The sequence below is a fragment of the Dawidia cretensis genome (genome assembly GCF_018598175.1).
GTDB lineage: Bacteria > Bacteroidota > Bacteroidia > Cytophagales > Cyclobacteriaceae > Ohtaekwangia > Ohtaekwangia cretensis.
In genome coordinates this window covers 36,813-63,645 of record NZ_JAHESE010000002.1, presented here as the reverse complement: position 1 = coordinate 63,645, position 26,833 = coordinate 36,813, and the positions used below count along the sequence as shown (strand labels likewise).

General features: G+C 51.0%; 15 protein-coding genes and 2 pseudogenes. 5 read left to right on the top strand and 12 right to left on the bottom strand.

The genetic code is table 11. The features are described 5' to 3' along the window. Nucleotides 1–36: 36 nt before the first annotated feature. The 3 genes from KK062_RS03900 to KK062_RS03890 form a co-directional block, all read right to left on the bottom strand. Complete coding sequence (locus tag KK062_RS03900; protein ID WP_254082941.1) at nt 37–1,686, bottom strand: GxGYxYP domain-containing protein; 1,650 nt, start codon at nt 1,684–1,686, stop codon at nt 37–39. A gap of 107 nt (nt 1,687–1,793) precedes the next feature. After that, nucleotides 1,794–2,693 (bottom strand): DUF6929 family protein, encoded by a 900-nt coding sequence (locus KK062_RS03895; RefSeq protein WP_254082940.1) that lies wholly within the window; start codon nt 2,691–2,693, stop codon nt 1,794–1,796. A 32-nt stretch (nt 2,694–2,725) separates the two neighbouring features. Continuing rightward, nucleotides 2,726–3,307, bottom strand: a complete 582-nt coding sequence (locus KK062_RS03890) for a Crp/Fnr family transcriptional regulator (protein ID WP_254082939.1) — start codon at nt 3,305–3,307, stop codon at nt 2,726–2,728. A 247-nt stretch (nt 3,308–3,554) separates the two neighbouring features. Here KK062_RS03890 and KK062_RS03885 point away from each other — a divergent pair, with 247 nt between their 5' ends. Continuing rightward, nucleotides 3,555–4,436: a DUF6268 family outer membrane beta-barrel protein gene (locus KK062_RS03885; RefSeq protein WP_254082938.1), complete on the top strand. Its 882-nt coding sequence runs from the start codon at nt 3,555–3,557 to the stop codon at nt 4,434–4,436. 68 nt (nt 4,437–4,504) lie between these two features. Beyond that, on the top strand, nt 4,505–5,641 hold the full coding sequence (locus KK062_RS03880; protein ID WP_254082937.1) for a fumarylacetoacetate hydrolase family protein: 1,137 nt from the start codon (nt 4,505–4,507) through the stop codon (nt 5,639–5,641). Nucleotides 5,642–5,678: 37 nt separating this feature from the next. Here KK062_RS03880 and KK062_RS03875 read toward each other — a convergent pair whose 3' ends face one another. The 3 genes and pseudogenes from KK062_RS03875 to KK062_RS31220 form a co-directional block, all read right to left on the bottom strand. After that, nucleotides 5,679–7,268, bottom strand: a complete 1,590-nt coding sequence (locus KK062_RS03875; RefSeq protein WP_254082936.1) for a DUF4139 domain-containing protein — start codon at nt 7,266–7,268, stop codon at nt 5,679–5,681. Nucleotides 7,269–7,361: 93 nt separating this feature from the next. Continuing rightward, nucleotides 7,362–7,739 (bottom strand): annotated as a pseudogene (locus KK062_RS31225) (alpha-2-macroglobulin family protein); the annotation flags it as partial. Between the two features lie 1,668 nt (nt 7,740–9,407). After that, nucleotides 9,408–12,311 (bottom strand): annotated as a pseudogene (locus tag KK062_RS31220) (MG2 domain-containing protein); the annotation flags it as partial. A 2,001-nt stretch (nt 12,312–14,312) separates the two neighbouring features. Here KK062_RS31220 and KK062_RS03865 point away from each other — a divergent pair. Then, nucleotides 14,313–18,728, top strand: a complete 4,416-nt coding sequence (locus KK062_RS03865) for a PDC sensor domain-containing protein (protein WP_254082934.1) — start codon at nt 14,313–14,315, stop codon at nt 18,726–18,728. 5 nt (nt 18,729–18,733) lie between these two features. Here KK062_RS03865 and KK062_RS03860 read toward each other — a convergent pair whose 3' ends face one another. From KK062_RS03860 to KK062_RS03845, 4 genes are all read right to left on the bottom strand, one after another. Beyond that, nucleotides 18,734–20,158: a PKD-like domain-containing protein gene (locus KK062_RS03860; protein ID WP_254082933.1), complete on the bottom strand. Its 1,425-nt coding sequence runs from the start codon at nt 20,156–20,158 to the stop codon at nt 18,734–18,736. A gap of 182 nt (nt 20,159–20,340) precedes the next feature. After that, nucleotides 20,341–20,907 carry a DUF8692 domain-containing protein gene (locus KK062_RS03855; protein ID WP_254082932.1) on the bottom strand — a complete coding sequence of 189 codons (567 nt, stop codon included), beginning with the start codon at nt 20,905–20,907 and terminating at the stop codon, nt 20,341–20,343. 29 nt (nt 20,908–20,936) lie between these two features. Then, nucleotides 20,937–22,067, bottom strand: coding sequence for a hypothetical protein (locus KK062_RS03850; protein ID WP_254082931.1), 1,131 nt, complete (start codon nt 22,065–22,067; stop codon nt 20,937–20,939). Between the two features lie 32 nt (nt 22,068–22,099). Further along, entirely contained in the window at nt 22,100–23,122 is a 1,023-nt protein-coding gene (locus tag KK062_RS03845; protein WP_254082930.1) for a zinc-binding dehydrogenase, read from the bottom strand. Between the two features lie 101 nt (nt 23,123–23,223). On the opposite strand from KK062_RS03845, the gene KK062_RS03840 reads away from it, so the two are divergent. Beyond that, on the top strand, nt 23,224–24,123 hold the full coding sequence (locus KK062_RS03840) for a DMT family transporter (protein ID WP_254082929.1): 900 nt from the start codon (nt 23,224–23,226) through the stop codon (nt 24,121–24,123). Here the strand turns inward: KK062_RS03840 and pdxR are convergent. Continuing rightward, nucleotides 24,092–25,486: a MocR-like pyridoxine biosynthesis transcription factor PdxR gene (pdxR, locus tag KK062_RS03835; protein ID WP_254082928.1), complete on the bottom strand. Its 1,395-nt coding sequence runs from the start codon at nt 25,484–25,486 to the stop codon at nt 24,092–24,094. The genes KK062_RS03840 and pdxR overlap by 32 nt on opposite strands. Nucleotides 25,487–25,590: 104 nt before the next feature. Here pdxR and KK062_RS03830 point away from each other — a divergent pair, with 104 nt between their 5' ends. Continuing rightward, the gene (locus KK062_RS03830; protein ID WP_254082927.1) at nt 25,591–26,217 is read left to right on the top strand and encodes a hypothetical protein; all 627 of its coding nucleotides are present in this window, start codon (nt 25,591–25,593) and stop codon (nt 26,215–26,217) included. 16 nt (nt 26,218–26,233) lie between these two features. Here the strand turns inward: KK062_RS03830 and KK062_RS03825 are convergent, their stop codons facing one another. Beyond that, nucleotides 26,234–26,830, bottom strand: coding sequence for a Crp/Fnr family transcriptional regulator (locus KK062_RS03825; RefSeq protein ID WP_254082926.1), 597 nt, complete (start codon nt 26,828–26,830; stop codon nt 26,234–26,236). Between the last annotated feature and the right edge of the window lie 3 nt (nt 26,831–26,833).

Here is a 26,833-nt window from a genome sequence, read left to right as displayed (position 1 = left end):
TGGGTTGACTTCTTCACGATGGTGCTAACTCCGCTATCATTTTCCCGAGGGCTTGGTGCCCGGGGTAATAGACAGTCCATTCGCCTCGCGAATCAACTGAAAGATCTGATCCGGCCGCACCAACACATAATCTGCACCGAGTGAGCTTGCCACATTCTTAAAGCTTGTTGGCGTGACGCCCTGCCAGGGTTGCGCCTGGATAATAATGAAGCGAGGCGAAGTTCCATTCCATCCGGAGGACGCTGACGCTATGTGGTCCTTCATAGCCTGTTCATTCGTGCAATAGTTACACGAGAGGGCCATGCCGGGCAGGCTTTGATTGTATACAGTAAGCCCGCCCCCGGTGTTCTGTCCGGTTAAGCCGAGTAGCGTCGGTGCGTGGCGGGCAAAGCTCTCACCTACGTTCTGATTTATGGGGCCTTTAATGGTGTTCCAAATCGTTGTAACCCGCAGACCAGCGCGGCGATTGTAATCTTCGCTTTTGGCGACGAATTGGTCTAAGGAATGGGCAGGCCAGTTGTTGGGATACGCATAACCATAGCCCGAAGGACCGGAGATCAGGTTGTCGTTGGCCGTAGCGCTTTGCCAGTAGTAGTTCAGCGCACCGGGCATGGCATCGAGCATCGCGGGCGATAACGTCCATCCGATCGGCACAGTACCACGGTCAGGACTGCTCCAAAGCTTTCGCATGTGGTGCTCGACATATTGTAGGTTGTCGCCATCGCTCAGTATAAAGGCCACATAAAGCTTGTTTTGCAGCGCAGGCTTGGCCGGTATGGGTTTTATGTTAACAGTCCTGGGCATGCCACTGTGCACAGTGAGGTTGGTCGCAAAGTCACTGGCAACGGTGGCGATACCGTACGTAGAAGCCCGGGTTACGCCGGGTTCTTCTTCGGGCCACCAACCCATAAAGCACGCTCCCGGTGCCATAGACGACAGGAAGCTGTTGAGCAAGGTACTTTCGTCGGCTACCTTCGGATCAAGCCAGATCACGGCCGCGCCCAGCGCCGTGGCATATTCACGTAAGGAGGCCTTATGAACCTCCGGGTTGAGCCCGATCAGCAGACGATGGTCAAGACCGGACCAATAGGTATCGAAGAGTGTTTGGTATACGTGCAGCTTACCGGTGAATTTCCCACGCAAATCCAGCAAGATCGGCAAGTTATACGGCGCTGCCGTTAACCGTGAAATCAACGACGGCGAAGCGATCAGCGCGCGACGATCTTTCGCGAGCACAGTTGCCAGGTTAACAGTATGGATCTGGGAAGGGTCATAAACGATCAGGCCCGCCAGCTCGCTCCGGTATTTCGTTATCAATGTCCACTTATCCGCTGGTTCGGTCCAGCGAAGCCCCAGAGACTGTAGCCAGGTATAAGGACCTTCAGCATCCGCATTCCCCTCGTATGAGAAGATTCGCGGCTGTGTCCGGTTCACGATACCTTTTAAAGAAGCAAATAAATACATCTCGGCAGAAGAACCGTTTTGCTGAATGCCTACCGAGTCCCCTACCTTTCGCTTCGCCCGCGTTTCGCGAAGGATAATAAAGTCCTGCGTCTGTGCGCTCTTCGGAAAAGAAGGGAGAAGCTGACCCGATGGCCAGGTTATCTGTGCCATCGATGGGAAGATGACTATTTGAAGTAAAAATACGGCGGCGATTGCCGCAGGTAGATTGTGTCGGGTACTCATGACCCGAAAAATCATTCAGTTATTCACAAAAAACAAAATAGAAGTTTCCCGTGTCTCTAAATGTTCCGTGGATGGCAAAATGGGGGGATCAAAACGTCAACGCCGCGTTAAAAATTCAGCAGTATTTGAAACAGCCTACTCTCACCGTTGTCGTTGTCTGAAACCAAATGAAGCATGAAATCAGCACCCGACATTTGATAACACATGCCTTCAACCTTTTGACGCTTAAATGCGTCCGCTATTGTGGACAAGTTGAGCAGCTCGTCTACTATGATCTCATTTTTGTGAAGCTGGGCTGAAGCATGTGAGATCCAGGCGATGTAGCTATCGCCAATTTCCCCATCATCGTAGGCATTGTCCGTATTCTCACTCGTAAACGAAATCAGTAAAGTATCGTTTTCCCGGATGTAGCATAGTTCCGATACGCCCAATACAACGTTTGTATGATTGACCGGCATTATCAGCCGTTTGATGAGCAGATTTGCATTGCCTTGATTTTCCCAAAAGTTCGTATCGGTCACGATCAAATGATTATCCTGAGTTGATCGATTACCGCGGTTTCCCAGTACGAGGTTGTTATGTACCAGGGTAACGCCTTCCAGATTGATCTCTGCAACGCCGGCGGCTTCAATCCGTTTTAAGAAATCTTTTGTCTTATAAATGGCATGCTGCATACTGCCAATTTCTAAACCAGCTTGAGTAAGGGGTATCAGTATGATCCGCTTCCTGTTTTTCCTTGAGCCCGATCCTACAATCAGCAAATTATCCGTGTCACCCACGCGAACAATCGCAGAGCCTTCCAGGTCGACTTTTTCCCGCTTCGCGATTCTTTGCTCCGCATAGTCAAATAAATGAATGGCGCCAAGGGGGGCATAGTCGCTATTCATCACAAGGACATTCCGGGAGTCGTCACCAATAAGATAGAATTTTCCCTCGTAATAGTTGATGGATGATCCGGAAGGAAAGTCGGATATCAGCAACGATTTAACTAAATGAATTTTGTGCATTAAATTATACGCTTTGAATATGACCTTGTTCCCTACACCTTCCTCCGTATCCTGCTCAAATGCTCTGGCGACAATCCTAAATAAGACGCAATATAATACTGAGGAACGTGCTGGACGACATGCGGGTACTCCCGCACAAAGTCATGATATAGATCCTCCGCGCTCTTACTAATAATGTTCTTTCGCCTGGCCTCTGCATTACAAAATATCCGTTCGGCTATTAGCCGACCAAAACGTTCCCAGGTCTTGTACTGATCATATAAACGATGTATATCGTCTCTCTTAAAGACGAGACATTCCACATCCGTCAGCGCTTCAATATATTGGACGGAGGGTGATTGCAAAAGAAAGCTGGGATAGTCCGTCACAAAATGACTGGGAGAAATAAAGTCAACGGTCACATCCTTGTCGTGCAGAAAATTATACTCCCGTAAGAAACCCTCTGTGACAAAGGCAATGAATGTGCAAACCTGCCCTTGTTTTAATATCAGCTCCTTCTTGCGTATTCGCCTGGGGCTAAGAATGCCACGAAATGCCTCCCATTCCTCGGCATTCGGCGAGACAACTTGTCGAACGTAACCTTCGATCAATGAAATGGATTCCTGATTGGTCATCTATGGCAAAGGTATAAGAAAAAAATCATAAGCAATACCCGCAACCCACCTCCAGACGACTGCGCCGCTGGTAAATAGCCGTGCCCCAATGTGGTTATTGATAATTATCAATCACTTCTGGAAACCGGGGAGATACTTTTGTTCCAGATAATAATTTAATCATTTATCCATGAAAATTAAGAAACGAAATTCCGGGCCTCTCCCGGGGAGTACCAACCTGCTTCCCCGGCATAAAACCTACCTATCCATGATCTTTATGATACTCCTGCTCATACCGGAATTAGCATCCGCACAGGGATATATCGAAGGAATGAATATCAATTATGAGCGCTCACCCGTAACCGTTAAAGATGTTGATCCCGACGAGTCGTTCACACTCAATACATGGCGGTTTAACACGGGCTTCCCGGTGTTTCTCGCGAAAGACAAATCAAAGTACCTGATCATCGGGGCAGGCTTCGAAGTATTAAATTTCAGCGGAATGCACCCGGCGTTTGCCATTAAAAATGTGTACGGCATACAGCCAACGATCGGACTTACGCAGAAAGTCAATAGCAAGCTTACCATGCGCTACCTATTTCTACCAGCGCTCAATTCCGATTTTGACGATGTATCCTTTACGGATATCAAATTAGGCGGCATTGTACAGGCAGCCTATTCCAAAAGACCCGGATTGACCTGGAGGGCCACCCTGGGATTCCGGGATCAATGGTACGGCCCACAGATCATCGCCCTGGTAGGCCTGGATTGGACGGTAAACGAGAAGTGGCGAATATTCGGAGATGCTCCCCGCGATCTGACGATAGCCTACAGGCTAAATCAAAAGAATTATGCAGGATTTACACTGGAAGCGGTAAACACAAGCTACAAACTAAAGAACCGGCAATATCTATCACACAATACGGCCCAGCCAGGATTATTCTTCGAACGATACCTCACCCCTTCGCTCGCCTTGCGCGCAACGGTAAGCTACAGCTTTATACGCCATGAGGACATTAATCATCAACGGGATAAGACAGACCTTAAAGTTGACTTCGTTCCTATTGGCTACGAGCCCGATCCGTTAAATCCTGAGTTTTCAAAAGGAGCCAATTTCAAGCTTGCGCTCAGCTACCGTGTATTCCGGTAGTTGGACAACTAACCGCCATTGGCCCGCATCTATTTAGATTTTTCAATTACAACTCTTCAAACATAAACATGATGAATCAAACATTCATGAGCCTGATCACCTGTGCTATTCTATGCTTTTCGGATGTTTACGCAGCCAAAACAGGAAAAATACAAAACCTAAAAGCCCCGGAGGAAGCACTGACACTGAGCAGGTTTACTAAAAACGGGCAGGCACATATTCTTGCCGTGCTGGATGATGACGGAAAAACGCTCACCGGAATTGATTTAAGCGTTGAATTAAACCGGTTTGACCAGCCCGCGCTCGAAGTAATTCAAACATTAACGTATGATGAGGTTGTGGCGATCATCCGCGCAAGTAAAGACAGGGTTACGATTCCATACGAGGCACTGCTTCCCGCCATCGAGGGCGATAAACACATCGCGATCGGTATAAACTATGACGAACACGGTGAAGAAACAAGTGTAGATGCGCCGTTTTTGTTTCCCAAAATAGTGGATACCGATCCAGCCATTCATCACCTGAAATATACCCGCGGATGGCTTCTGGATCATGAAGTAGAGCTGGGGCTCGTGTTCCCGGATGCAGTTTGCTCCACCTCGAATCTTCCCGACCAACGAATTGGTTTCCTGGTTGTAAACGACTACTCCGAACGGGCAACACTCATGCGGGAGCTGGATGTTAAAAACGTTAAGAATGGCAAAGGCTTTCCCAATGCAAAAAGCATGAAAGGTTTCCTGCCTACAGGGCCCTATATTGTTGTTCCCAAAGATTGGCAATCGTTCGTAGCAGAATTAAAATTAGACCTCCACGTCAATGGCGTGATACGGCAAAGCGGATCTGCAAAGGACATGGTCTGGAGTATCAACAAAATAATAGAAGAAACACTTGCCTCAAAAAACCGGACATGGCCTTGTCACAATAAAAACGTAGGATTGCTCGAGAATAACTGCATCCCTGCAAACAGCATTATCATCACAGGCACTCCAGCCGGAGTAATCTTTAAAAAACCAACCACGGGGTTTAAAGTAAAGACTGCATCTAAATACTTTCTCACCTTCAGATTTTTTTCGCATCAACTCCTCCCCTACGTCATGCAAGAGCATTTGAAAGAACAGATACGCGAAGATAAATACCTCAAACCAGGAGACTTCGTCGAGACGTCAATCTCTTTTCTGGGAACAATTAAGACTACGATTGAGTAACCCGGATATAAGCCTCAGTATTTTCTACTGAGGCTTTTTAGCGACGATATCGGGGCGTCCGCACCACGCGGTTCTTACGAATCTGAACCGACTTATTTTTGGGATACTTAACCTCAAACGCTATACGATACCGCGCCGTTTCGCCAGGGGCCAGCGACTTTAACCACTGCAACCTCCCCGAAGGTGCATCAAGATTGGCCCCGGATACATCAGAAGCTTCCACTACGATATCCTTTTCCTGGGAAATGGGAAGCTGGTCCTGAATCCTTATAGAAACGCCAACCTTACGGTTATTCCGCACCTGGATTTCATAGATAAACGACTCGGCACGTTTTCCCCCCAGGGATGATGTGCTTGCCTTATCTTCGACTTTTGTCCGGTTCACCACGATCTGATTGTCGCGCCCCAGGGACAGCTCAAGCGTATCGCCCACGAGCCTGGTATCGATATTCGACTCACCCACATAGCTGTTTCCGTAATATACATTGGCCACGCCATCGATCAGACTCAGGTTTTCCCAGCCGGTAACTTTGGCCAACAGAAAAACATTGTTTTCAACCTTCGGGATCGCCAGGTATTCATACGAAGCTTGCAAGGACTCACCCTTAATGCCAACAACATACGGCGTAGTTCCGGAGGCAAGGGAGTGGGTACCTTCCAGGGTAAACGACGTGTTCAATTCCGAGACAGCCTTATCAACAATCTCCACGGCTTCTGATTCGTCGGCACCGGCCCGATTCTGGGCGCGCTGGTTCAGATATCCCTCGTTGGCCACCGACGTGTAATTAAGATTCCATACTGTTAGGTAGGGCCGGGTAGAATTTTGCGTCAAATCTCCGGACGATAGCCAGAGCTTCACGTTGTTCCATTCGAGCCCGGTATCATTATACACCCGAGCTTTGTATTGCAACGTTACGGGTTTATTAATCTCCGGAACGATAATATCATACGAAGCCTCCCACGAAGCATTTTCTACACCGTAGCGAACCACGAATGGAACGGTTTGATCCTTATCAGCCTGTACAGTAACCACGACGGTATAACGTGCCGGATCATAGGGGTCGCGTTTCTCAATCGCCTGCTTTTCCGACAATAACTCTGTCATAATACCAACCTTGCGCCGCAGCTCGGTCTGCGCAGTCTGAATAGACAATGTGCGGTCGCGAAAAAAATCGGCGGTCTTTGCAAGCTCCAGCAAGGACGTGCCGGCCTGCACGCGTTGATTCTCTTTTAGCATCTGTTGCTCGGCATCATACGCGCTGATGCGGTTATTAATATCGATGATCTGGGCTTGCAATTTATCAATAGAGTCTTTTCGCACACGAAACTTTACCGGCATCGCACGCAATGACATTGTTTCCTCCTCGACAGACACCGAGACCAGATTCACACCGCCGCTTGCCGTGACATGCACACTGTTATTCACCAACGACTTTGAAATACCCCGAAAGCGCAATACAGAAACCCCGCGCTTCACCTGAACATTCTCCGTAAACCGGAGCTCGGCACCATTCAAATACACCGTGGCCTCGTCAATTTTGGAATCAATAACTACTGGTGACTGTCCTCGTGACACCATAATACCCAGCACATAACAAAGTGCCAATAGGAGCGTATGCTTTTTCATCGTCTTAAAAACACTGACATTTAAAGAATATTGCATCGAATATATACAAAATTACCACACCATCCCGCCAACGGAACGGCTGCTTCACGGACGTCACTCTATTGTAACGCGCACGCCCTCACTATGACTGCTGAATTCCGGGGCATACATGCTCTGTATGGTAGTAATGCCGTTGGAAAAAACTCCCCGCACATTCACCCGCAGATCGTACTCAAAAACGTACACCCCTTTCTGAACACGGTCAAAGAAGAAATGGGTCGCCACGTCACGGGTGCTCTGATAGTATCCCAGCCCTTCCTGCCATTTGTATTCCGATAGAACATCGACCGGCTCAAAGCCTGCGGCACGCATGTCCTTCATATGCAGATATTCCATTGCCCGGTCTGTGGCCAGCTCTATCCGGATCCTAATCAGGTCTCCCGGTTTCAACGTTTCGTCTTTCAACGCATGCAATTCGTCACCCTTGTCCGTGTGGACGACTTTGAAAACATTCTTCTTCAACCTCAACGGCGTTTCGGCCGGTGTGATCTTGTCAAGGTCTTCAAAGTACTGCCAGTACAGACCGCCCCAGGCCACGCCCCCATCCTTTTTAGACAGCGTAACGGTGGCCATATCAGGTGTAACCGCCTCACGCTTCCAGCTGGTTTTAAAATATCCGGTCCCGGCTTCCGGCTCGGTAGTGTCGATGTTCACCGGCATCTTGCCTACTGTTACGTCGACAGAATTTCCAATCGACAGCCAGTCGCTGCCCTGTAGCAACAGCGCGAATACGGCTTCCGTGGTGGCCTTTGTCGTACGCCACGCGTTGGTCTGCTTGTTCTTCAGCAGCCAGACCCTTAGCGCATCGATTGTCGTTTGTTTCTCTTCCACGGAAAGTTTCGGAGCATCGGCTTGAATTTCGGCAAACGCTTCGATCAGTAGGGCTTGTGTCTCGACTTCCGACTCGTACCAATACCAGCCGCCGGTATTTTCTTTCCAATACATTCCGAGCTCATCGCTTATAATAGCATTCTCTTTCAGCGATGCCAGAATGTCGCATGCGAGATTTTTGTTACCCGCGCGATAGAGAATCAAAGCGATCATCCCTTTTTCATACAGTCTATACTCCTGCCACTTTTTGGTGATCTGCTTTTCCATATACCGCGCAACCTCCTTCGTTTTATCATCGAAGCCAATCTCCGGATAAAAGCTGCGCATGTAGAGATAGTGGACTTCGATCGATGTCGGTGTATAGCTCTCCAGGAAATTGCCATTAAAATCTTCCACCACCTCGCCGTCGAGATAGTGTACGGCTTTAACCATCATGGTTTGCATTTCCGGTTCGGAATGAATCTTTAACGTTGTAAGGTGTCCGAACCCTGAGGCCACGTGCTGGGTAATATACCGGTTGGGCCATCGCGCACCGGCAAACCAGGAAAAACCGCCATCGGCAAATTGCATATCTTTTAACTTCTGAACAGCCCCTTTCAGCTGGTTGCCCATAGACGCCAGATCAAACAAGAGCGCCATGCGTTTCTTTCCTTCGGTTTCGCTCTCCGCGTCCCGCAGCCAGGGTGTTTCTTCAATGATAATAGATTTCAGTTCCTGATTTTTTTCAAGATCACTGGTTAGCTTCCCGGAAGCGGCCCACGTGTCGAACACCGCTTTAACCTTGGGATTGCTGTTCACTACGTGGCTGGCAATGCTGTTAGCATAATAGCGCGAGAAGAGTTGTTCCGCACATTCATGTGGAAACTCCATGAGGTACGGCAGGGACTGAAGGGCATACCAGGCCGGATTCGAGGTGACCTCCAGCGTAAGCTGATGGTGTTGCAACGTGGGCGATGACTGTTGCTGCAGCTTCGTCAGGCTGAACGACTTCGTTTGATTGGATCGTACATATAGGGGCAGCGTCTCCGTTACCAGTACGCGGTTTTGCAGGACCGGTACTATATTTTGCTCTCCATCACTAAAGCTGCCCGCTTTTGCAACGATCTTGTACTGAACAGCAGCTATGCCAGGGGGTACTTTCAGGCTCCAGGAAACTTGTGTGTTGCCTCTTGCATTTGTCCTGAACGCCTGGTTGCGCGCGTGGTTGGCGAACAAAGCATCTACCGCCTGGCCGGTAACGGGGTTTGTCAGCTGAAGCACGATCTTTCCCTGCAACTTCTTGTTCGAGAGGTTTGCCACCTTGGCTGAAATAATAACCTCATCTCCTACCCGCACAAAGCGGGGAAGATTGGGCGTAACCATGAGGTCCTTTTGCGTCACGGCCTGCAGCGTTTTAGTAGCCGTCAGCAAGTCTTTTGTGTGGGCCAGCAGCTGAACCTTCCAGCGGGTCAATGTTTCGGGAGTAGAAAAGGAGAAGTGTATCCTGCCGTTTTCATCCGTGGACATGTGCGGATAAAAGAACGCCGTTTCGTTAAAGTCTTTACGGGCGTTGACCTTCGCCATTTCGTTGTCGAGCTTCTGCTGCCCGCTCCTGGTGGAGATAATGATGACGCCGTTCGAGGCTCTGGCACCATATATAGCGATGGCTGCGGCGCCTTTCAAAACCTGGGCGCTTGCCAGGTCGCGCTGATCGATTTGCGAAGACTCTACAATCACGCCATCCACCACGTAGAGCGGTGCGTTTCCTCCGGGTAGTGACGTAGTACCTCTGATCGTGATCGTATAGCGTGAACCGTCCGCTCCCCGGACGAAAACACCCGGCATCCGGCCCGCCAAGGCCTCTTCCAGGACAACGTCACTGACTGTGCCTTGATCTGTGACCATCGCGACAGAACCCGTCAGTGACTTTTTCACTTGCGTTCCATAACCGACAACGACAACTTCCGACAGCTGCATGATATCCGGCTCCATGGAAACATCCACGATATTTTTCTTTCCTGCCTTCACCTCGGCGCTCGAATACCCCACAAAGCTAAAGATCAGTACATCGTCCATACCGGCTTCGATGCTATAATAGCCTTCAACATCCGTTACCGTCCCGCGCCAAGTACCCTTTACCATCACATTAACACCCGGAAGCACGTCCCCATCGCTCGTAGTGAGCTGCCCCGATATAAACCCAGCGCGGCCCATTCGGTCATGGCTCATTGTTACCTTGGACGCTTTTCCGATCGAGGTAACGTCGACGTACAACCGCTCGAGGTATTTTCGCTGGGCACGACCGCTGTTGGTCAGGTTAAACCCAAACGAGTCAAAGCCGTCATAATTTTGTCGCGGGATGTTCAACTGGCGATACGGAACATTCTTGACGATAAAATCGGTCACACCGAAACTCTGCCCATACCCTAGCCGGTACTGGGAATAATATACCAGCTGTGAAATGGGGTTAAAGCTCCAGTCGTGGGGTTTAAACTGGTCCAGCGAGGCATCATACATGGCCGCCACTACCTCAGCCTGGAGCTTTTGCTCGTCTTTTCCCTGAATGGTGAAGCTCCACGTTTCTATTGCGCCGGGTTGAATCTTATCCTTAAACGTCTCTGTTTCAATGGCGATCTGTGGCCGGCGCTGCTCGATTATTATCCGCTTGTGCCGCTCGACAACGCTGTTAACGATCACCGCGTTACAATGGATCGAAAGACCTTCATCCTCCGTACCCACCAGTGGAACGGTGATCACCTTTGTGCTGTTGGATACCTGCTCGGTATAGGTCTTAACAATCTTGTTGTTCTTTTCCACCTCCACGGTAATGCTGACATCGGTAGCTGCCGAGCCAATCGTAACTTTTGCAACTTCGCCCGGCTTGTAGCTCGTTTTGTCTGTCTGAAAGATGAGGAGCGCGTTGTCCGGTACTCCGCTACCTTTTGAATCGACTACCTCGATCATGAATTTATCTTCTACAGTCTGTCCGATCGAGTCTTTCGTATACAGTTCCATCACATAGCTGCCGATTTGCCAGGTCTTGTCAAGGGTCAGACTTTGCTCCCGGGAAGTCTTTGTGTCAAACAACAGTTCTTTCATCAGTTTTCCATGGGGCCATCCCACGGCGCTTCCCGCGTCGTCGCCATACGAGTCGTTGGGGAACAACCTTTCGAACGTTTCCTTCGTCAGCGTAGGATAATCGGGGGCAGCCCACGGGCGTTTCCGTATGGGTTTGATGGGCCCCTGCAGCTTGTAAATCTTCACGGTGCCGGCCGCCGGCAGGAACTGACCGTTCAGATTTTCGGTCGTGATACTCAGGCCGACAACCGGCTTTTGCACATCGACCTGCGCCGGAGCCCTGACTGTAGCCAGCATGCTATGATAGCCTACTTTCACGCTTGACGCCGCGCTCCTGGTTTCCCCGGTAATGTCGGTTACGTCAACAGCAATGGAGTAGGTAAAAACGGGCTTCGCGGTGGGAGATACTTCAATGTCGGGGACAGCTTTGAACGGAACGGTGAATTCTCCTTTTTCATTTGTATATACTTCGCCACTGACTATTTCCGCCTCGGGCGAATATGGGTTGGACGATCTCCAATAATACCAGCCTGGATATCGCACCTCGCGTTTTACGGTATACGCTACTTTGGCTTTTGTTATTTTCGAGCCACTGTACGCGACAGCGTTACCGGTTATCCGAAGGGTGTCGTTGAGCCTGAAGGTTCCGGTAAGAGGCTGCATGCTGACCTCAAACGTAGGCCGTTTGTACTCTTCTACAGAAACGGTCGTCTCATCATAGTCAAAGTCATCCAGGTTCTCGTAGAACTGGCTATCGTCCTCAGAGTCTTCATCGGCATACAGGCTATACTCGCCTGTCAATCCGGCTGCGGGCAATTTAAATTCTCCACTAAACGATCCATAGCCATTTGTTTTTACGCGTAGCGTAGCGATTTCACTGGAACGTGAATCCTCCAGGAAGACTTCGACATGCTGCCCGACGACGATGCTGGATTTCTTATCTTTTGTTTTAATCAGTACACCCTTAAAGAAAACAGTTTGCCCCGGCCGGTAGATGCTGCGATCCGTGAACAGAAATGATTTTGCAGTAACGCCCGTCTCTTGCTCGTCATGCTGATAATGATAGTAATAGTAATCACCGAACGACACCGTATCACCGTTGTATATCACCGACATTTCCAGATTCCACCCTCTTTTCGTCACTTTATCGATCTCTATGAACCCGTTTTTATCGGTCAACTTATGCTCATCGATTCCTGCGCCCGAATACGTGTCGGTGGACAGCACATGTACATCCGCCCCGGCAATTGGCTTCCCGTTATTCCGGTTTATCACCTGGAACCTCAAGATATTGTCGCTTTGCACTTCCAGAAAAGCCAGGTCCGTGGCCCGCACCGATGTGAACGCAAAGATCCCGGTGCTCCCTGAAAGCACGCGATTTTCCGACGCGACAATAAGGTAGTTGCCCCGCGAAAGTGCCGGCAAGACCAGCTCGGTGCTGTGATTCTGGTAATCATCCGTCTTAGGTAACACAACCTGCCATAGACTGTCAACCACTTTATTGGTCAGCAGGGCGATGCGTAACGAGTCGTCTTTCTCCAGAAAGAACGCGTCTTCCAATTTGGCCGTAAGCGGGTAGATATGGATAAACAGATTCGATACATTCGTGAAGCTCATCAGTAGCCTGGAGGGCCTGGAGAGCGGCAAGAATCTTTCGCCTTTTATCGATAGCGCCTGGGCAAGAATACGCCCGGCCAGTACGTCACACCGTTTTGCTCCGTCGCTCCCCGGAAAGCGGCTCGCGGCGTCATTACATATTTGCAACGCAAGCTTCTTCTTCCACCGGTGTGTCGTGTCTTCGCGATCGTACGTTGTTCCTTCATTAAATAAGCTCATCGCAAGCTCCAGGTCGATCAGCGTAGCGGCAGCATGCCGGTTATATACCCTCTTTAAACTCGTCAGTGCATTCTTGAGCAGCGCGTCGTCACCGGGCACCGCGGAGTGCGCCGCCACAAATTTTAGCCTTTCGATTTCCAGGTTCACATAAGCATTGGTATCACGCCTTTGGCGATGAAATGCCAGCATCTCTTTATAGAGCTTAAGCGCCTCGTATTGCCCTGACGCAAAGGTGCTGTCGTTGAAGCTTGCCGCGTCAATCGGAGAAAAGTAATGACCGACTTCAAATGTATTGTTAGCGCCTGGACTCCGCAAGGCTGCTTCGTCAGTTGCATAAAAATCCAACGCATAGTGAGCCAGAAAGTCATATAGCGTGGGGCGATAGCGTCTGGAGTGCTCCGCCAGGGCCAGAATATCGTCAAACGTCTCCAGCCGGGTATTTTGTAGTAAGTTTTTGTTGTTGAGTGAACGCTGGTAATGCTGTTCTATCCCCCGCAGAATAGCCGCAGCATCCCATGTGCGGAAGTCGGCAGCGCTCACGGTGCTGGAAACAGAGCGCCCATAGTATTTCCATCGGTTCATCTGAAAATATTGCCAGTATACCTGGGCCAGCATCGATTCGAGCACGTTCCGCAAAGGCGGCTGACTGGCTTCTATCTCCATTTTGAATTTCTCCACAACCACCAGCTCGGCATTCTCCTGCAGGATCAGCGCAAACTTGGATTGGTATAAAACGGCCTTGGTAATCTCGGTAACGTTTTTGTCTTTCTTCGCCTGATAATAAATCGTGTCAACAATCTTCAACGCAGATTGTGGCAGATTCTTGATCTCATTTTTATAAACGTCGCTCCAACGCTGGGAGTAGAAGTCTTTTTGTGCGTGGGCCTGATGGTAAAGAAGCACTACAAGCAAAAACAGTAACGTAGATCTCATGCGGTTCAAAAGATAGTTTCTTTTGAGATGCCCCACCTTCGGTTTTTCCATAAAACAACACAGACAAAATGAACTACCTGATAATCAAAGCCCAAAAGACTGATTACCCGAAACAAGACCGTCATTGTCAAACAAAAGGCCCGAAGGCAATTTCTGGCACGACCATCCGGAAAAAATGCCAGCTGAAATTGCACGGTTCAGATGGTATTCTTAACTTCAATCTATTGAGCCCATCTTTTGTGCACCCGACACGGTTGTTCAGAAGATGGGCTTTTTTGTTTTACAGCTCAATCCAGGTGTAAGACGGGTTAGATAGAGGTGATAGTTGTCCGGTTAACCTTCATATCCATGACAAAGAATGTAAACTTTCGCAAGATATTTATTGCGTTCGCAACCATCGGCGGCGTATCGATCCTGGCCTATTATTACCTGGTGGTGGTGGTGCCCGCCCGGGAACGGGAGCTGAACCAGCGGGGATTCCGGATACTGACGCGCATCGAGCGCAATATTCACGATAAGAAAAATAATGTGCAGGTTATCCTGGACGAAGTCTATGGCAAAAAGCCTATGGCGGGCGAGCGATACTCTCCGAACGATACCATTGCTTACTTTGACGGATTAAGGCTGGAAGGGCCCATTTCCACCAACGAATGGAAACGCAAATTCCACGGGCGCAAATTTGTACCGAAGAACAACGGCCGCGACAACAAATGGTTCATTACCTTTTTCGGTTCTATCTACGACCGGAAGCCCGGCGGCGGGAGGTACGACTTTGTCCGTTCAAAGGACTCGTTACTGGAATATCACTGCGATGCGGAAAAATACCTGACGGAGGTCGTTGGGTATCGCCAGGATTTCTTCGAGGATTACGTCGTGCTCTACGGAGACTCGGTCATATACCAAACGCACCCGCTCGACCTGAACCCGGCCGTCACGCTCGTAGACAAACGACGCGTGCCGGTATCCAACGAGATCCGGCACGATACCCTGGGCGGCAAACCCTATGTGGTATACTACCATGCCGTCGACAAGGCATCGGAAGTACCGTTCGTATTGTGCGGCCTGGTTTCGGAAGAGAAATACGCGCACGACCGCAATATGATCGACACGGACAAAATTGTCTGGCTCTCTCTCTTCACGTTACTGGCACTATGTTCCCTGCCCTATCTGAAAGTATTCCTGATTGGCCCGTTGGAGCGAGTATATCACTACGACGTGACCGGCCTGGGTGTTGCCAGCCTGTTGGGAGCCGCGGTGATCGTAACGATGCTGGTATTGTGGATGCACAACATGGCCGAGCGCCAGCAGCAGGAATGCACACTGCAGCATGTCGGCGGCGAGCTGAAACGACGGGTACAAGGCGAGGTGGCCGACATCCTCATGGAGATCGACCAGCAGGAGATGTGCTATATGCCTGCGTCCACGTCCGCCACGTACCGTACCTGGCTGCGGGCAAATCTACGTCAGCCGTATGCGGCACAAATGCAGGGGCTTAACCGCTACTTTAACAACGCTTCGTCGTGGCACCCGGTAAGCTCGCTGCTGTTCATCGACAAGAATGGCCAGAACTGGGGCACCTGGATGAATAAAGGAAATGGCCGCGCGGACATGGACCTGCGCGCCCGGGAATATGTCAACGCACTGCAAGCGTCACCCTACAAACTTGTACTGCCGGCAGACAGCGTGGTCCGTACATTCTACCTGCAGCCGGTATACTCGTGGCATAGCCAGGAAAACACGGTAGTCGTCAGTAAAGCACCCAATAGGCCGGCACAGGAACTGGTCGACGACCTGGGGCGCAACTTGCACGACAGTCTGCGGCATAACCACTGGAAGCAGGGCGATACGCAAGGGCACCTGCGCATCCTGGCGCTGGAAACACTGCTGCTTTCGGCCATGCGGCCGGCCATGCCGGCAGAGGTACAGTTTTGTATCCTGGACGCCGGCGGCAACGTACTTTTCCACTCCGACGGCCGGCGCAACCTGCGCGAGAACTTCCTCGAGGAATGTAGCAAAGCGACACTGGTTCGCGAGCTGATTCAAAGCCGCTCCACCCGATTTGAAAAGATCTTTTACTATGGGCAGGATCGCCTGATGCACTTTTCTCCCCTGCAGGACCTGCCCTACACGACCGTGATCCTGTACGATTCAGATGCCTATATCAGCACGCTCTCGAACGAGGTGACGTTCACCCTGTTTATGCTTTGTTACCTGACCCTGGGCATTGTCCTGCTCATCGTCATACCCTTTCTCGTAGGGCGCCGACCGTCGCTGCTCAAACGCCAGAAGATCGACCTGCGGTGGCTTCGCCCGCATACCGGCCAGCAGAAATTTACCCTGCTTCTGCTGGTGCTGTTGGTACCCGTCGCATTGGCCACGGGCCAGTTCATCACCGAGTGCCTGCTATACCACGTTTCCGGCGGAAGCCTCGGTCTTTCCACGGGCACGCTGCTGTATGTGTCATTCGCCTTCCCGATACTGACGGTGATGCTGACCGGGGCAGCGGCGCACGCGATCGCGCTAACGCGGCGCACGGACCAGGCGGTACTGCGCCCCCTGGTGCGGTGGCCGTTCCGTCTGCTGTTCGGACTGTGCCTGCTCGCCGCGCTCATACTCTGCGGCATGCTGTGGCAGCTCGAAGGGTCCCAGTCGTTACTTCCGGCCGTACTGTTCACTGCGCTGCTCGTGGCAGTGTCGGCGTGGTTTATCTGGCGGCCAGATGCCCTGGTGCCCCTGCTGGCGATGCTGCGGGATCCTAATAAACTGAAGAGCATGCCGTGGCTGAAGAAACCGGAAACAAGCTACCGGGTCACAACGGTGCTGATGCTGGCCGCTGTAAACCTGAGCATCCTGCCGACGTTTGGCTTCTTTCGCGCGGCCATCCGCGTGGAAAACGGCCTGCACGAAAAGCGTGGGGCGCTGGCGATTGCCGAAGGTATCGAGCAACGGCAGCGTTGGCTTGTCCGAAATTTTCCCGACATCACCCGTCGCTGGGAGCAGATCGCCACGGGAGGCCATACGCCGACGCCCGCGGCACGCACGACAAGCAATACTCCATCCCGCCGGGCCGCCACGATCACCGAAATCTGCACCCGGCGACAACGGTTGCCACAGCGGGGCGACCCGCTGCACCTGGTCCGTACCGGCATCTATACCTTTGGCAACCGGAACGACCGGGTAGAGCTCCTGAATGCGCACGTGCTGGACATCGCAGAAGGTAACTGGCGATCGTCGAAGCCACAGCTTGCCGACAGCGTCACGTCGTGGTACCTCCGGCTTATCAGCCTTCCCAAGATGACGTTCAATGCATATGAAACCCGCAACCTATACCTGGACCGTACGGCCCTGCTAAACAATCCCTATCGGTGGTGGTGGGGACGCGGTCCCGGCAATGCGCACGACATTCTATACTATCACTATGGCCGGCAATTTCCATCCGAAGCCTATGCCGGTGTGTCCGTAGCGTTGCCGATGCGAATAGAATGGGAGCTATTGGAATTTCCGGGGCACCTGATGTTCCTGTTCGCCGTGGTGATTATCGGCCTGACGACCTACTTCACACTCCACACGGCCTACAAACGCCTCCTGCTGGTCGGGTATTTCGAGCCCGGGACATTACAACTCGCCCGCGATACAGACATCGACTATATCCGGTATAACGCCGTTCACGGTCCGACAAACCTGCTCATCCTCGCGCCCATCGGCACGCAGGTAATTCCGATGATACAAGAAACACTTGCCCGGGAAGCGTATCGCGAAGACGATCCCGACGCCGCGCTTGCGAACAAGGTGGAGCATCTCAACTTTAAAGGCACTCCCCGAAAGGACATGCCGGATCAGATCGTGCTGCTCCATTACTTCGACCCGCGGGACGTCGAAAAAGGAAAATGTATAGAGTATCTCAAAGAGCTCTCCAGGTTATTCCAACGCCGTACCACCAAAGTGATCTGGGTGACCTCCTGTGATCCCGGCGACCAGGCGCTGCAACTTTCCAAAAAATACCTCGCGCAGGCAGCTACGAAAAATGACGACATGTCGCTGCAGCAGGAGCAAGAAAAGCTACTGCAGGTGCTCGATGATTTCGATCAGGTAAATTATCCCCTGGAGCAAAACGATGCCGCCATCTTTCACGACTACCAGGGTCTGCAAATTGTTACCGACGAATTCCGCTTCGGCGCTTACTTCGCGCGGCTGTTTCGCAACATTGTTTCAAAGCGACCCGGACAGTATATACTTCACACCTACTTCAAAAAGGACGCGAACGGCAACTGGACGGCATGCGAGTCCAGGTCGGAGGAAATGTTCGTGCTAAAGGTCCAGGAACTGGCCGGAAACTATTATCATTCATTGTGGGCTTCGCTGACCAGCCAGGAAAAATACGTACTGTACGATCTGGCCCAGGACGAGTTGACCAATTACCTCAACTTCCCCGTGCTCGGCAGCCTGCAGCGTCGCGGACTGGTATATGTTTCAAAAGAAGAAAAAGCACTGCACATCTTTAACCGAAGCTTCCGCAACTTCATCCTCTCCGTCGTCAATCCGGACGACGCCTTACAGTTGGAGCACGAGATCAACGTGACGGGTACCTGGGATACCATCCGCATGGTGCTGATCATCTTCTTCGTATCGATGGGCGCGTTTCTACTCTATACGCAGCAATCTGCCTTTAACCAGGTCACCGGGTTTATCACCACGCTGACAGGCCTGGTGCCGACGCTGACAGGATTCTTTTCAATCATGCGGGGCGTCAGAGGAAAATCCTAACGTCATTAATGATTTACGGCAAAGCGCTTAGAGATCCTTTCCTTCCCGCGAATTATTTCGGCGATGTAAATCCCGTTTTGCAGCGAATGTGTATTGATTGTCACTTTGCGGTCATTGCTTTTGGTTGTGAATACCGGCACCTGCTGACTGTTGTAGACCGTAAGGCGATACCATTCACCTACACCTTCCGATGACGCCGCCGTCCGGCTTAGTGCGGCATCGCGGCCTTCCGCGCTACCGGTTTCTATATCAATGTAATCGGCCGCCGGGTTGGGTGATACCGTCATAGACCATCCGCAGTATGGATTTGACGTATCCACATACGCATAGGCAATGGCCACATTCGTCCCGGGCGCAGGCGCGCAACAGGTGTTTGCATTGACCGAGCACCAGACATTGGCGCGTACCTCAATCGACCCACTTCCACCAGAGCCGGTACTGAATGACATGCTAAAGTCTGATGCCGAGTTAATCGTAAACCCCGGTGGCACCGTATAGGTGTATCCGGACGCCGAGCAGGGAGGATTAACATACAGTGTATAGCTGGTATTCGGGCAGAGCGACATGTTATCGGATGATCCCATAATATAATACGAGCCGCCGGGTACATATCCGCTGTTTTCGCCGAAGCATATTCTTCTGAAACTTTTGATGGTCGTGCCGGAAAGCGGGCAATGAATCTCGACGCTCAGGGACTTGGCAGTATTGGGCGAGAAATTGTGTTGCACGGCCACCGAGCTTGAATTGCCTCCCACGGCAGCGCCCGACAACTTCCAGGAATACGTAGCACCGGGAATCGATGATGTGGTGGAATAACTTGACGTCGAGCCATACGCACAGACTCTTTTGTTGCCGGTCATGTTTACACGATACCAGCCGCGCTGCCAAACAGCGTTTGCCCAGGGATGCCCCTCCAGCGTATGCCGGTACACGGCGCCGTACCACCACTTTGACCGCACGATGCCGTATTCGCTTGTGGTAATCGCAGTATGTACGGGCACACTCATATTGGCCCCAAAAACAATCATCACGCCTTCTTCCCAGGTCTCTTGTGTCAGGGGTGCGATTTCTTCCACAGCGTCATTGGTAAAATACTTTCGTACATCACCGTTGATCTCCACGGCCGGTCCACCATTGTACTGCGACCAGGCCCAACCGTGGCACTGCGATTTCGTGGTCGCCCCACTCTCCACCTGCACCCACCAGTTGTTCGCAGCGATCTTGTTGGCATTGTCGGTATTGACATAATCGCGGTAGTAGTCGTCTTCGGGATTGATCACGGCAAAGACCGCTTGCCCCATGGGCGTATAAATTGTGGTGCCGACAGCTCCGGGGATCTGCGCACGAAGCTGAACGCAAATGATCAGCAGCAGAGTGGTGATCAGAATTTTTAATGAACAATAGAGGCTGGTTGTAAAGCTGGCTTTCATACACACGGGGTTTATGATTTAGTCAATACGAATTAAGATATCGAGTCGGTCTCGTTAACACGAAATACCTCACATCACTTGCCGACAGGTGTCAGATAGACATAAATGAATATAGAGATATTTCCGACAATGTGCCAGCACCAGTTGAGACGTTTTTATATTTATTACAGGAGCGGACAATTTCAATTTTCTTCCATAGGAAGCTTGCCGCATGCGGTTTTACCGGACCGCACATTCAGCACCAGCGCACAGGTTACGAGAAGCTCTGCGAGCAATTTGCTGCTATCTTCAAACAGGACCGGCCCGGTCGCCAGGATATCGATCACCACAGACACAAGCCCGAGCGACACTGCGCATACTAACACCACCCGGCCGCAACGGGAGAGCTGCGACCACAGGAGGAAAGCGACCCCGGCGCCCATGCAGGCTCCGAAAATTACGGGCAACTCGTATAGTGCATGAGGAAAGTTCCTACCGTATGTAAAAAAGATGATTTGTTCTTTTAGCTGCTCATGAAACATAAACCGCTCGTCCAGTGCAAGGGTCAGAAAGAATGTCGCTACCGAAAACCACGTCCACGGGTGTCTATCCATACCTGCTACCAGCGACAGTGTCGCCGACATGATCAACAACACACCGGAAAGCCATGTGCCGGCTGAAGGCTCTCCGCTAATGGCCAGCAATGGGTAGTAATAATTCCTTACAAGGGCAACGATCAATACGCCGGTAACAAATAGGCATATTAGCACGACTGCAACCGAATGTCTGCTGTCACGTATCATGTACAATCGAGATCTTCTCCGAAGTCAATAATCTGCCACTGCCCGTCGACGTTGGCAAACCACAATACCCTTGCCAGGGCGTCTCCATTTACTTCCCCGGAAAAGATAGAAGCGATGGCGGCAATATCGGCAATGCCGTCTCCGTTTAGATCGGCTGTCCAATGTGTCCGGTCTTTTCTATCGATAGTACACGATAACGGCGTTGTTGCGTCAACGGGTATATAGATTCCCAGGATATCCTCGGATGAGACAAGCTTCTGACACGCGAACTGAAGGGTGGGACGGTCATAAACACATCCCCTGCTTTCCGGATGGAGCTTTACCCTAATCGAGAGAAGCTGAGCCTCGATCAGCCCATGTTCCGTCAGGAAGAACACGGGAATACGACGTGTAAACTGATGAACGAGCATTCGCAATCCAAAATCAGGGCGGTCATAAAATTCATGAACCGGCCCTTGCAGGATCTTTACCGGCGCCTTGCTGTAGCGATAGGCGAACGGCAACAGATATTCTGTATTTTCCGTCTGCCCAGCCTCGACACGTATCTCCGGCATACGTTGTGGACTCGTAAAAATTGTATTATCATCAGGCTCAAGCTTGATCAGAAAAGGAGCTCCTCCCGTGAAAAAGAATTTCGATCGTGCCGTGAGAAACGATGGCTTTACTGTCGGAAGCTGTCCACCCGCTGTGTCGCCGTCCTGAATCGGCCGGTTTAGCTGTAATAGCGTAGGAAAATTTTCCGGCATCCGGATTCCTGCGCTCGCGGTGCGTTTATAGTCTTCAATAGCCATAGTAACCTGTTGCCGGTACGGGGCCGTTGCAACACTGTCCTGCTGAAGACTATCCTGCGCCCGAATCATTTGCGCCACCAACGCTAACAGGGGCTCAAGCGACGGCAAAGTATGCAAGATGGCATGAACACTATCTTCCTGAACTCCCGCGTATGTAATCGTATTTCCGGTGACACTTACAGAGTCTTTCGATTCCTCCGGGGGAGACCCCGTGTTTGGCATCAATGCACTATCCGATTCGGAAAGAGGAGTCTTCTCTTCAACACCCCGCGTCCGCCCACATCCCATCAGCAACAGCAGGCAGAGGCCCGCAACCCAGTATGCACTTTTTTTCATTAGCTCGTAATCTGCACCGTGCAATATAACGTTTATTCCACGCTACCCGCGATATTCAGCACAACCTTCCCCGTCGTCTTTCCGCTTTGAAACAACGCCAACGCCTCGGCCATGTGCGAAAAATCGAACCGATGGCCGACAATCGGTGGCGGCAGATGCAACGCCTCGATGTCACGAAGCATCTCGTACATCAGCTCCTTTTGCTCGTAAATCCAGATGAGGTTGAACGCCATCACAGACTTGTTGGACTTGATCATCGTCAGCGGATCAACACGGGGCCGGAACAGATACCGGAACGCCAGGCTGATATAATTGGGCCGATGCGACGCCGGCGTAAACTGAGCCGAGCCATACGCCACCAGCCTTCCCATCGGCGCCAGCATGTTATAACTATCGTAAAAATATTTCCCACCCGTAGTTTCAAGAACAAGATGGAGCAACCGGTCTCCCAGCGAGAGACGCAAATCATGGCGAAAATGTTTTCCCCGTACAATGGTCTTATCAAATCCCTCCTGTCTCAACAGCGTCACCTTGTTCTCCGCTCCCACCACGCCAATCGTATAGGCGTTGTACTTTTTCGCGATACGGTGGGCCTGCAACCCAACACCGCCGGCTGCACTGTGAATAAGGACCGTTTGCCCGGACTTCAGATCGCCTAACGTCCTCAACGCGTAATATGCCGTGAACGTCTGCACAGGAAAAGCCGCGCCTTCCTCATAAGACCAACCCCCAGGCAGTGGAAACAAATATTCCGGATCCGCAACGATATGGCTATCATAACCACCAAACCGGGTAACGCCCATCACCTTCTGTCCTACCTGAAATTTATCTGAATCCGACGAAAGCACTTCTCCACTAAACTCAAGTCCTGGAATGAAGGGCACCTGGGGCGTGGCACTATAAAGCCCCATGATCGCAAAGATATCCGCATAATTAAGACCGACGGAACGCACGCCGACCAACACCTTACCCTTTTCCAACGCCGGGATTTCCGAACGGCGAAGCCTCAAATTTCGTAACGAGCCGGTCTTTTCAACAAGATAAAATTCACGCATGCGCACAATATACCCAATACAAGACTTCCAGGGCTCCCCCAATAGAAATATGTTTTTGACCTTGTATCAATTTTTCCGTTAGATTCGCAGAAAGAGAGGCCGTGGAAAACAATAAAACACGTGGGATACTAATTCTGATTTTCATCATGCTGGTGTGGGGAAGCTCCTACTCCATAACAAAATCCGTCGTAGCAACGCTCCCGCCCATGTGCTTTGCCTTCATCCGGTTTCTCATTGCCACGGTCTGCCTGCTCCCAATCTATCTCCAGCATCGCCGCAAACAGAAAGACAGGCTGGTGACGTCAGACTATGTCAGGTTGGTATTCATGGGACTCACCGGTGTAACCGGATATTATATTCTGTTTAATTTCTCACTCCTATACACATCTGCCTCCGTCGGCGCCCTCATCCAGGGGCTTATTCCCATCTGCATTGCTTTGTTCGGCATTCTATTTTTGAGTGAAAAAGTAAATCAACGACAGATCGCCGGTATTTCGTTTGCCGGTGTGGCCCTTGTAGGGGTCATTTCAAATGACAAGGCAACCGGAAGCAATCCCATCCTCGGCAACCTCCTCATGCTGGCATCGGTTATCTGCTGGACGGCGTATACCCTGCTGTCCAGAAAATCAAACCATCTTGATTCCATAACAACTACTTTCTTAGGCGGATGTGCCGGGACGCTCCTCTGTTTACCGACGGCTGTCTATGAATACACCCACCTCGACACGCCCATACGCCTGGGAATGTTCGGCTGGATAGCCGTGGTATATTTAGGCGCTATCTCTTCTGCGCTCTGCTACCTGCTCTACAACCAGGCTTTAAAAAGTCTGCCGGCAGCCATGGTGGGCAACTTTCTCAACCTCGATATCCTGGTGGGCGTCTCCATTGCCGTAATATTCTTGCACGAAAGCATTACTACATGGCAGGTCGTCGGCGGAGCACTTATTCTTTCAGGTTTGTTTCTGAGCTCTACACCGACCAGGCCAACCCTAACTTCCTGACCACGCCTTCAATTTGGTCCTCCGGCAGGCTTCCGAACTCGAACAATACTTCCGGCCTGCGCTTGCTGTTGGACCGCGACCGGTAATAGTAACTACCTGCTGTCACGTGTACTCCTTGCGCTGCCGCCCGTTCGACCACTTCTGTTTCACTTAATACTGTATTGATCCGTAACCAGATATTGAGCCCGGATGGCGCACGGTTAAAGTGAATAAGCTCGGCCGGCATCTCTTCCAATGCGCGCACACATCGATCATACTTGCTTTTGTATACCTTTCGCATGCGTTTGAGATGCCGCTCCCAAAATCCTTCTTCCATAAAACAGGCCAGCGTCTTCCGGATAACGTACGGCACCGTGTCCATGAGGTATGCGTACGACTGATAGTCCACCGAAAATTTCTGCGGTAATACCAGGTACGCCACCCGCAGAGATGGCATCAAAGAGTTTGAGAACGATCCCAGGTATATCACCCGATCATCACGGTCCAGCCCCTGTAATGCCGGCATTAGCTTCGCTTTATGTCTGAACTCACAGTCGAAATCGTCTTCGATGATATACGCATTGTTCTCCCGCGCCCAATGCAGGATCCGCAACCTGGCCTGCACGGGAATAGACACGCCCGTAGGAAACTGATGCGACGGCGTCAGGTAAAGCAAGTCCGCCGTTTGCCCGGCAAGCTTGTCCGGGTCCACCCCATCTTTCTTTACGCGAAGCGCTTTTATAATATACCCACATTCCGAAAAAACCTGCTGAATGCGCGGGTACCCAGGGTCCTCTACCATAATATCCGAACAGGTCTTCCGAAGAATAACGGCCAGCCAGAAAACCAGCACACTGGCGCCCGAGCCTATAATGATCTGTTCGGGTTTCACCTGCACACCACGGTGGTGAAACAGGTACGGAATCAGCTGCGTCTTCAAAGGATCTTCGCGCTCATGCTCCTGGTATTGAAAACTGATGTTATCGAGCGCCCAGTTACTGCATTTTCGCCACTGCGCTACCGGAAAATTGCTTTCATCTACCATGTGGACAGATGAATTAAATCTCTCTGCCGACGGATTGGCTGTCCGCTTTGCCACGCCGCGCCGCGATTGCCTGAACGCCAGTTCCGAATGCCGTTCCCGTACATCCAGTTTGGCGGCATACAGTCCCTTGCGGTTTTCATTCACCAAATATCCTTCTAACGTGAGCTGTTCATACGCCCGAACAACCGTGTTCCGACCAACCTGTAACTCCCGCGATAATATCCTGTACGAAGGCAACCTGTCACCGTGCTGTATCCGGCCCTCCAGGATGGCATCCCGAAAGAACTCATAAAGCTGTTCATAGAGCGGCCTGCCACTGCGGTTCAAAATCGGAATCATATCTGCACCCGTTAAATAGTATAAAACTGACTCCTGGAATGGGTGCAAAGGTAGGCTACTTTTACCGCTACAGAAACATCTCAAACCCCTAAAAGTAACCTGCCATGAATATCCCGAAACGTTATCCCCTCCTGCTCATGGTCGTCCTGTCGTTGCCGTCCGTTCGCGCATTGGCACAAATCCCCCCCGACTTCAAAATGGTCAATGCTTCCGTATCGCAAGCCGGAGAGCTCGTTATTTTACCGTCAAAAACGTCGTCCACCCATGACTTCGATTTTCTGGCGGGCGACTGGGCCATGGACAACAAGCGACTAAAGGCCCGGCTAAGCAACAACACGACATGGCTCGAATATAAATCGACTTCTCAAAACTATGGATCTATACTGAATGGCCTGGGCAACATGGATTTCTACCGAACCAACTTTAATGCAGCCGGCGATAAACCCTATGAAGGACTTACGCTGCGGCTCTTCAATCCGCAGACCCGGCTGTGGAGCTTATACTGGGTCGACAGCAACCTCGGCGTGCTCGATCCGCCCGTGGTCGGCTCCTTTGAAGGCGCCGTCGGGACATTCTACTGTAAAGATGTATTCCAGGGCAAGCCCATTCTCGTCATGTTTCAATGGGATAAGACCGATCCGAACAACCCCGTCTGGGCACAAGCCTTTTCTCCCGATAACGGCCGGACCTGGGAAATGAATATGACGAATGTTTCACATCGTCAGAAATAAAACATAAAAAAGCCCATTATATTCCCGGTCGTTTTAAACGCATGACTTTCGCATGGACCGTATTGAAAAATTCCGGCGTCAAGCCCAAAAAAGTGGCTATATGCTTCTGTGGTATGCGATTGGCGAGCTTGGGATAACGCTCCCGAAAATGAATATAACGTTCATCCGCAGTCATATGCAGCATCTGCAAGTTCCTTAAATGCTGGTTGACCAGTGACTGCTCATAGGACATCCGGAAAAACCGCTCCAACCTGGGAACTTCCTCCATAAATTTCTCCAGGGTCAGATGGCCGATTTGTACAAGCTCGGAATCCTCCAGCGCTACAATGTTACAATAGCTGGGCGCCATCTGTGTGCGACTGTACAAGTCCGATATCCACCAGTCTTCTATGGCAAAATATAGGTTGTGCTCAAAGCCTTTGCTGTCAACAAAATATTCCCGGAAGCAGCCCGAGTTGACATAATATTCATCGGTACAGACATCGCCTTCGCGCAAAAGAAGCTCCCTCCTTTTGATCTTCTTTACAGTCAGCAACGCGCAAAAGGCGTCTTCCTCCTGTGGTGTCAGGGAAACATAACGCCGAATGTTCTGCAAGATGTTTTCGTATGGCATACT

Coding starts and splice junctions, on each gene's coding strand:
- KK062_RS03825 (WP_254082926.1), bottom strand. CDS start 26,830: ATGCCATACGAAAACATCTTGCAGAACATTCGGCGTTATGTTTCCCTG.
- KK062_RS03865 (WP_254082934.1), top strand. CDS start 14,313: ATGACAAAGAATGTAAACTTTCGCAAGATATTTATTGCGTTCGCAACC.
- KK062_RS03885 (WP_254082938.1), top strand. CDS start 3,555: ATGATCTTTATGATACTCCTGCTCATACCGGAATTAGCATCCGCACAG.
- KK062_RS03850 (WP_254082931.1), bottom strand. CDS start 22,067: ATGAAAAAAAGTGCATACTGGGTTGCGGGCCTCTGCCTGCTGTTGCTG.
- KK062_RS03860 (WP_254082933.1), bottom strand. CDS start 20,158: ATGAAAGCCAGCTTTACAACCAGCCTCTATTGTTCATTAAAAATTCTG.
- KK062_RS03875 (WP_254082936.1), bottom strand. CDS start 7,268: ATGAAAAAGCATACGCTCCTATTGGCACTTTGTTATGTGCTGGGTATT.
- KK062_RS03900 (WP_254082941.1), bottom strand. CDS start 1,686: ATGAGTACCCGACACAATCTACCTGCGGCAATCGCCGCCGTATTTTTA.
- KK062_RS03845 (WP_254082930.1), bottom strand. CDS start 23,122: ATGCGTGAATTTTATCTTGTTGAAAAGACCGGCTCGTTACGAAATTTG.
- KK062_RS03890 (WP_254082939.1), bottom strand. CDS start 3,307: ATGACCAATCAGGAATCCATTTCATTGATCGAAGGTTACGTTCGACAA.
- KK062_RS03830 (WP_254082927.1), top strand. CDS start 25,591: ATGAATATCCCGAAACGTTATCCCCTCCTGCTCATGGTCGTCCTGTCG.
- KK062_RS03895 (WP_254082940.1), bottom strand. CDS start 2,693: ATGCACAAAATTCATTTAGTTAAATCGTTGCTGATATCCGACTTTCCT.
- KK062_RS03880 (WP_254082937.1), top strand. CDS start 4,505: ATGATGAATCAAACATTCATGAGCCTGATCACCTGTGCTATTCTATGC.
- pdxR (WP_254082928.1), bottom strand. CDS start 25,486: ATGATTCCGATTTTGAACCGCAGTGGCAGGCCGCTCTATGAACAGCTT.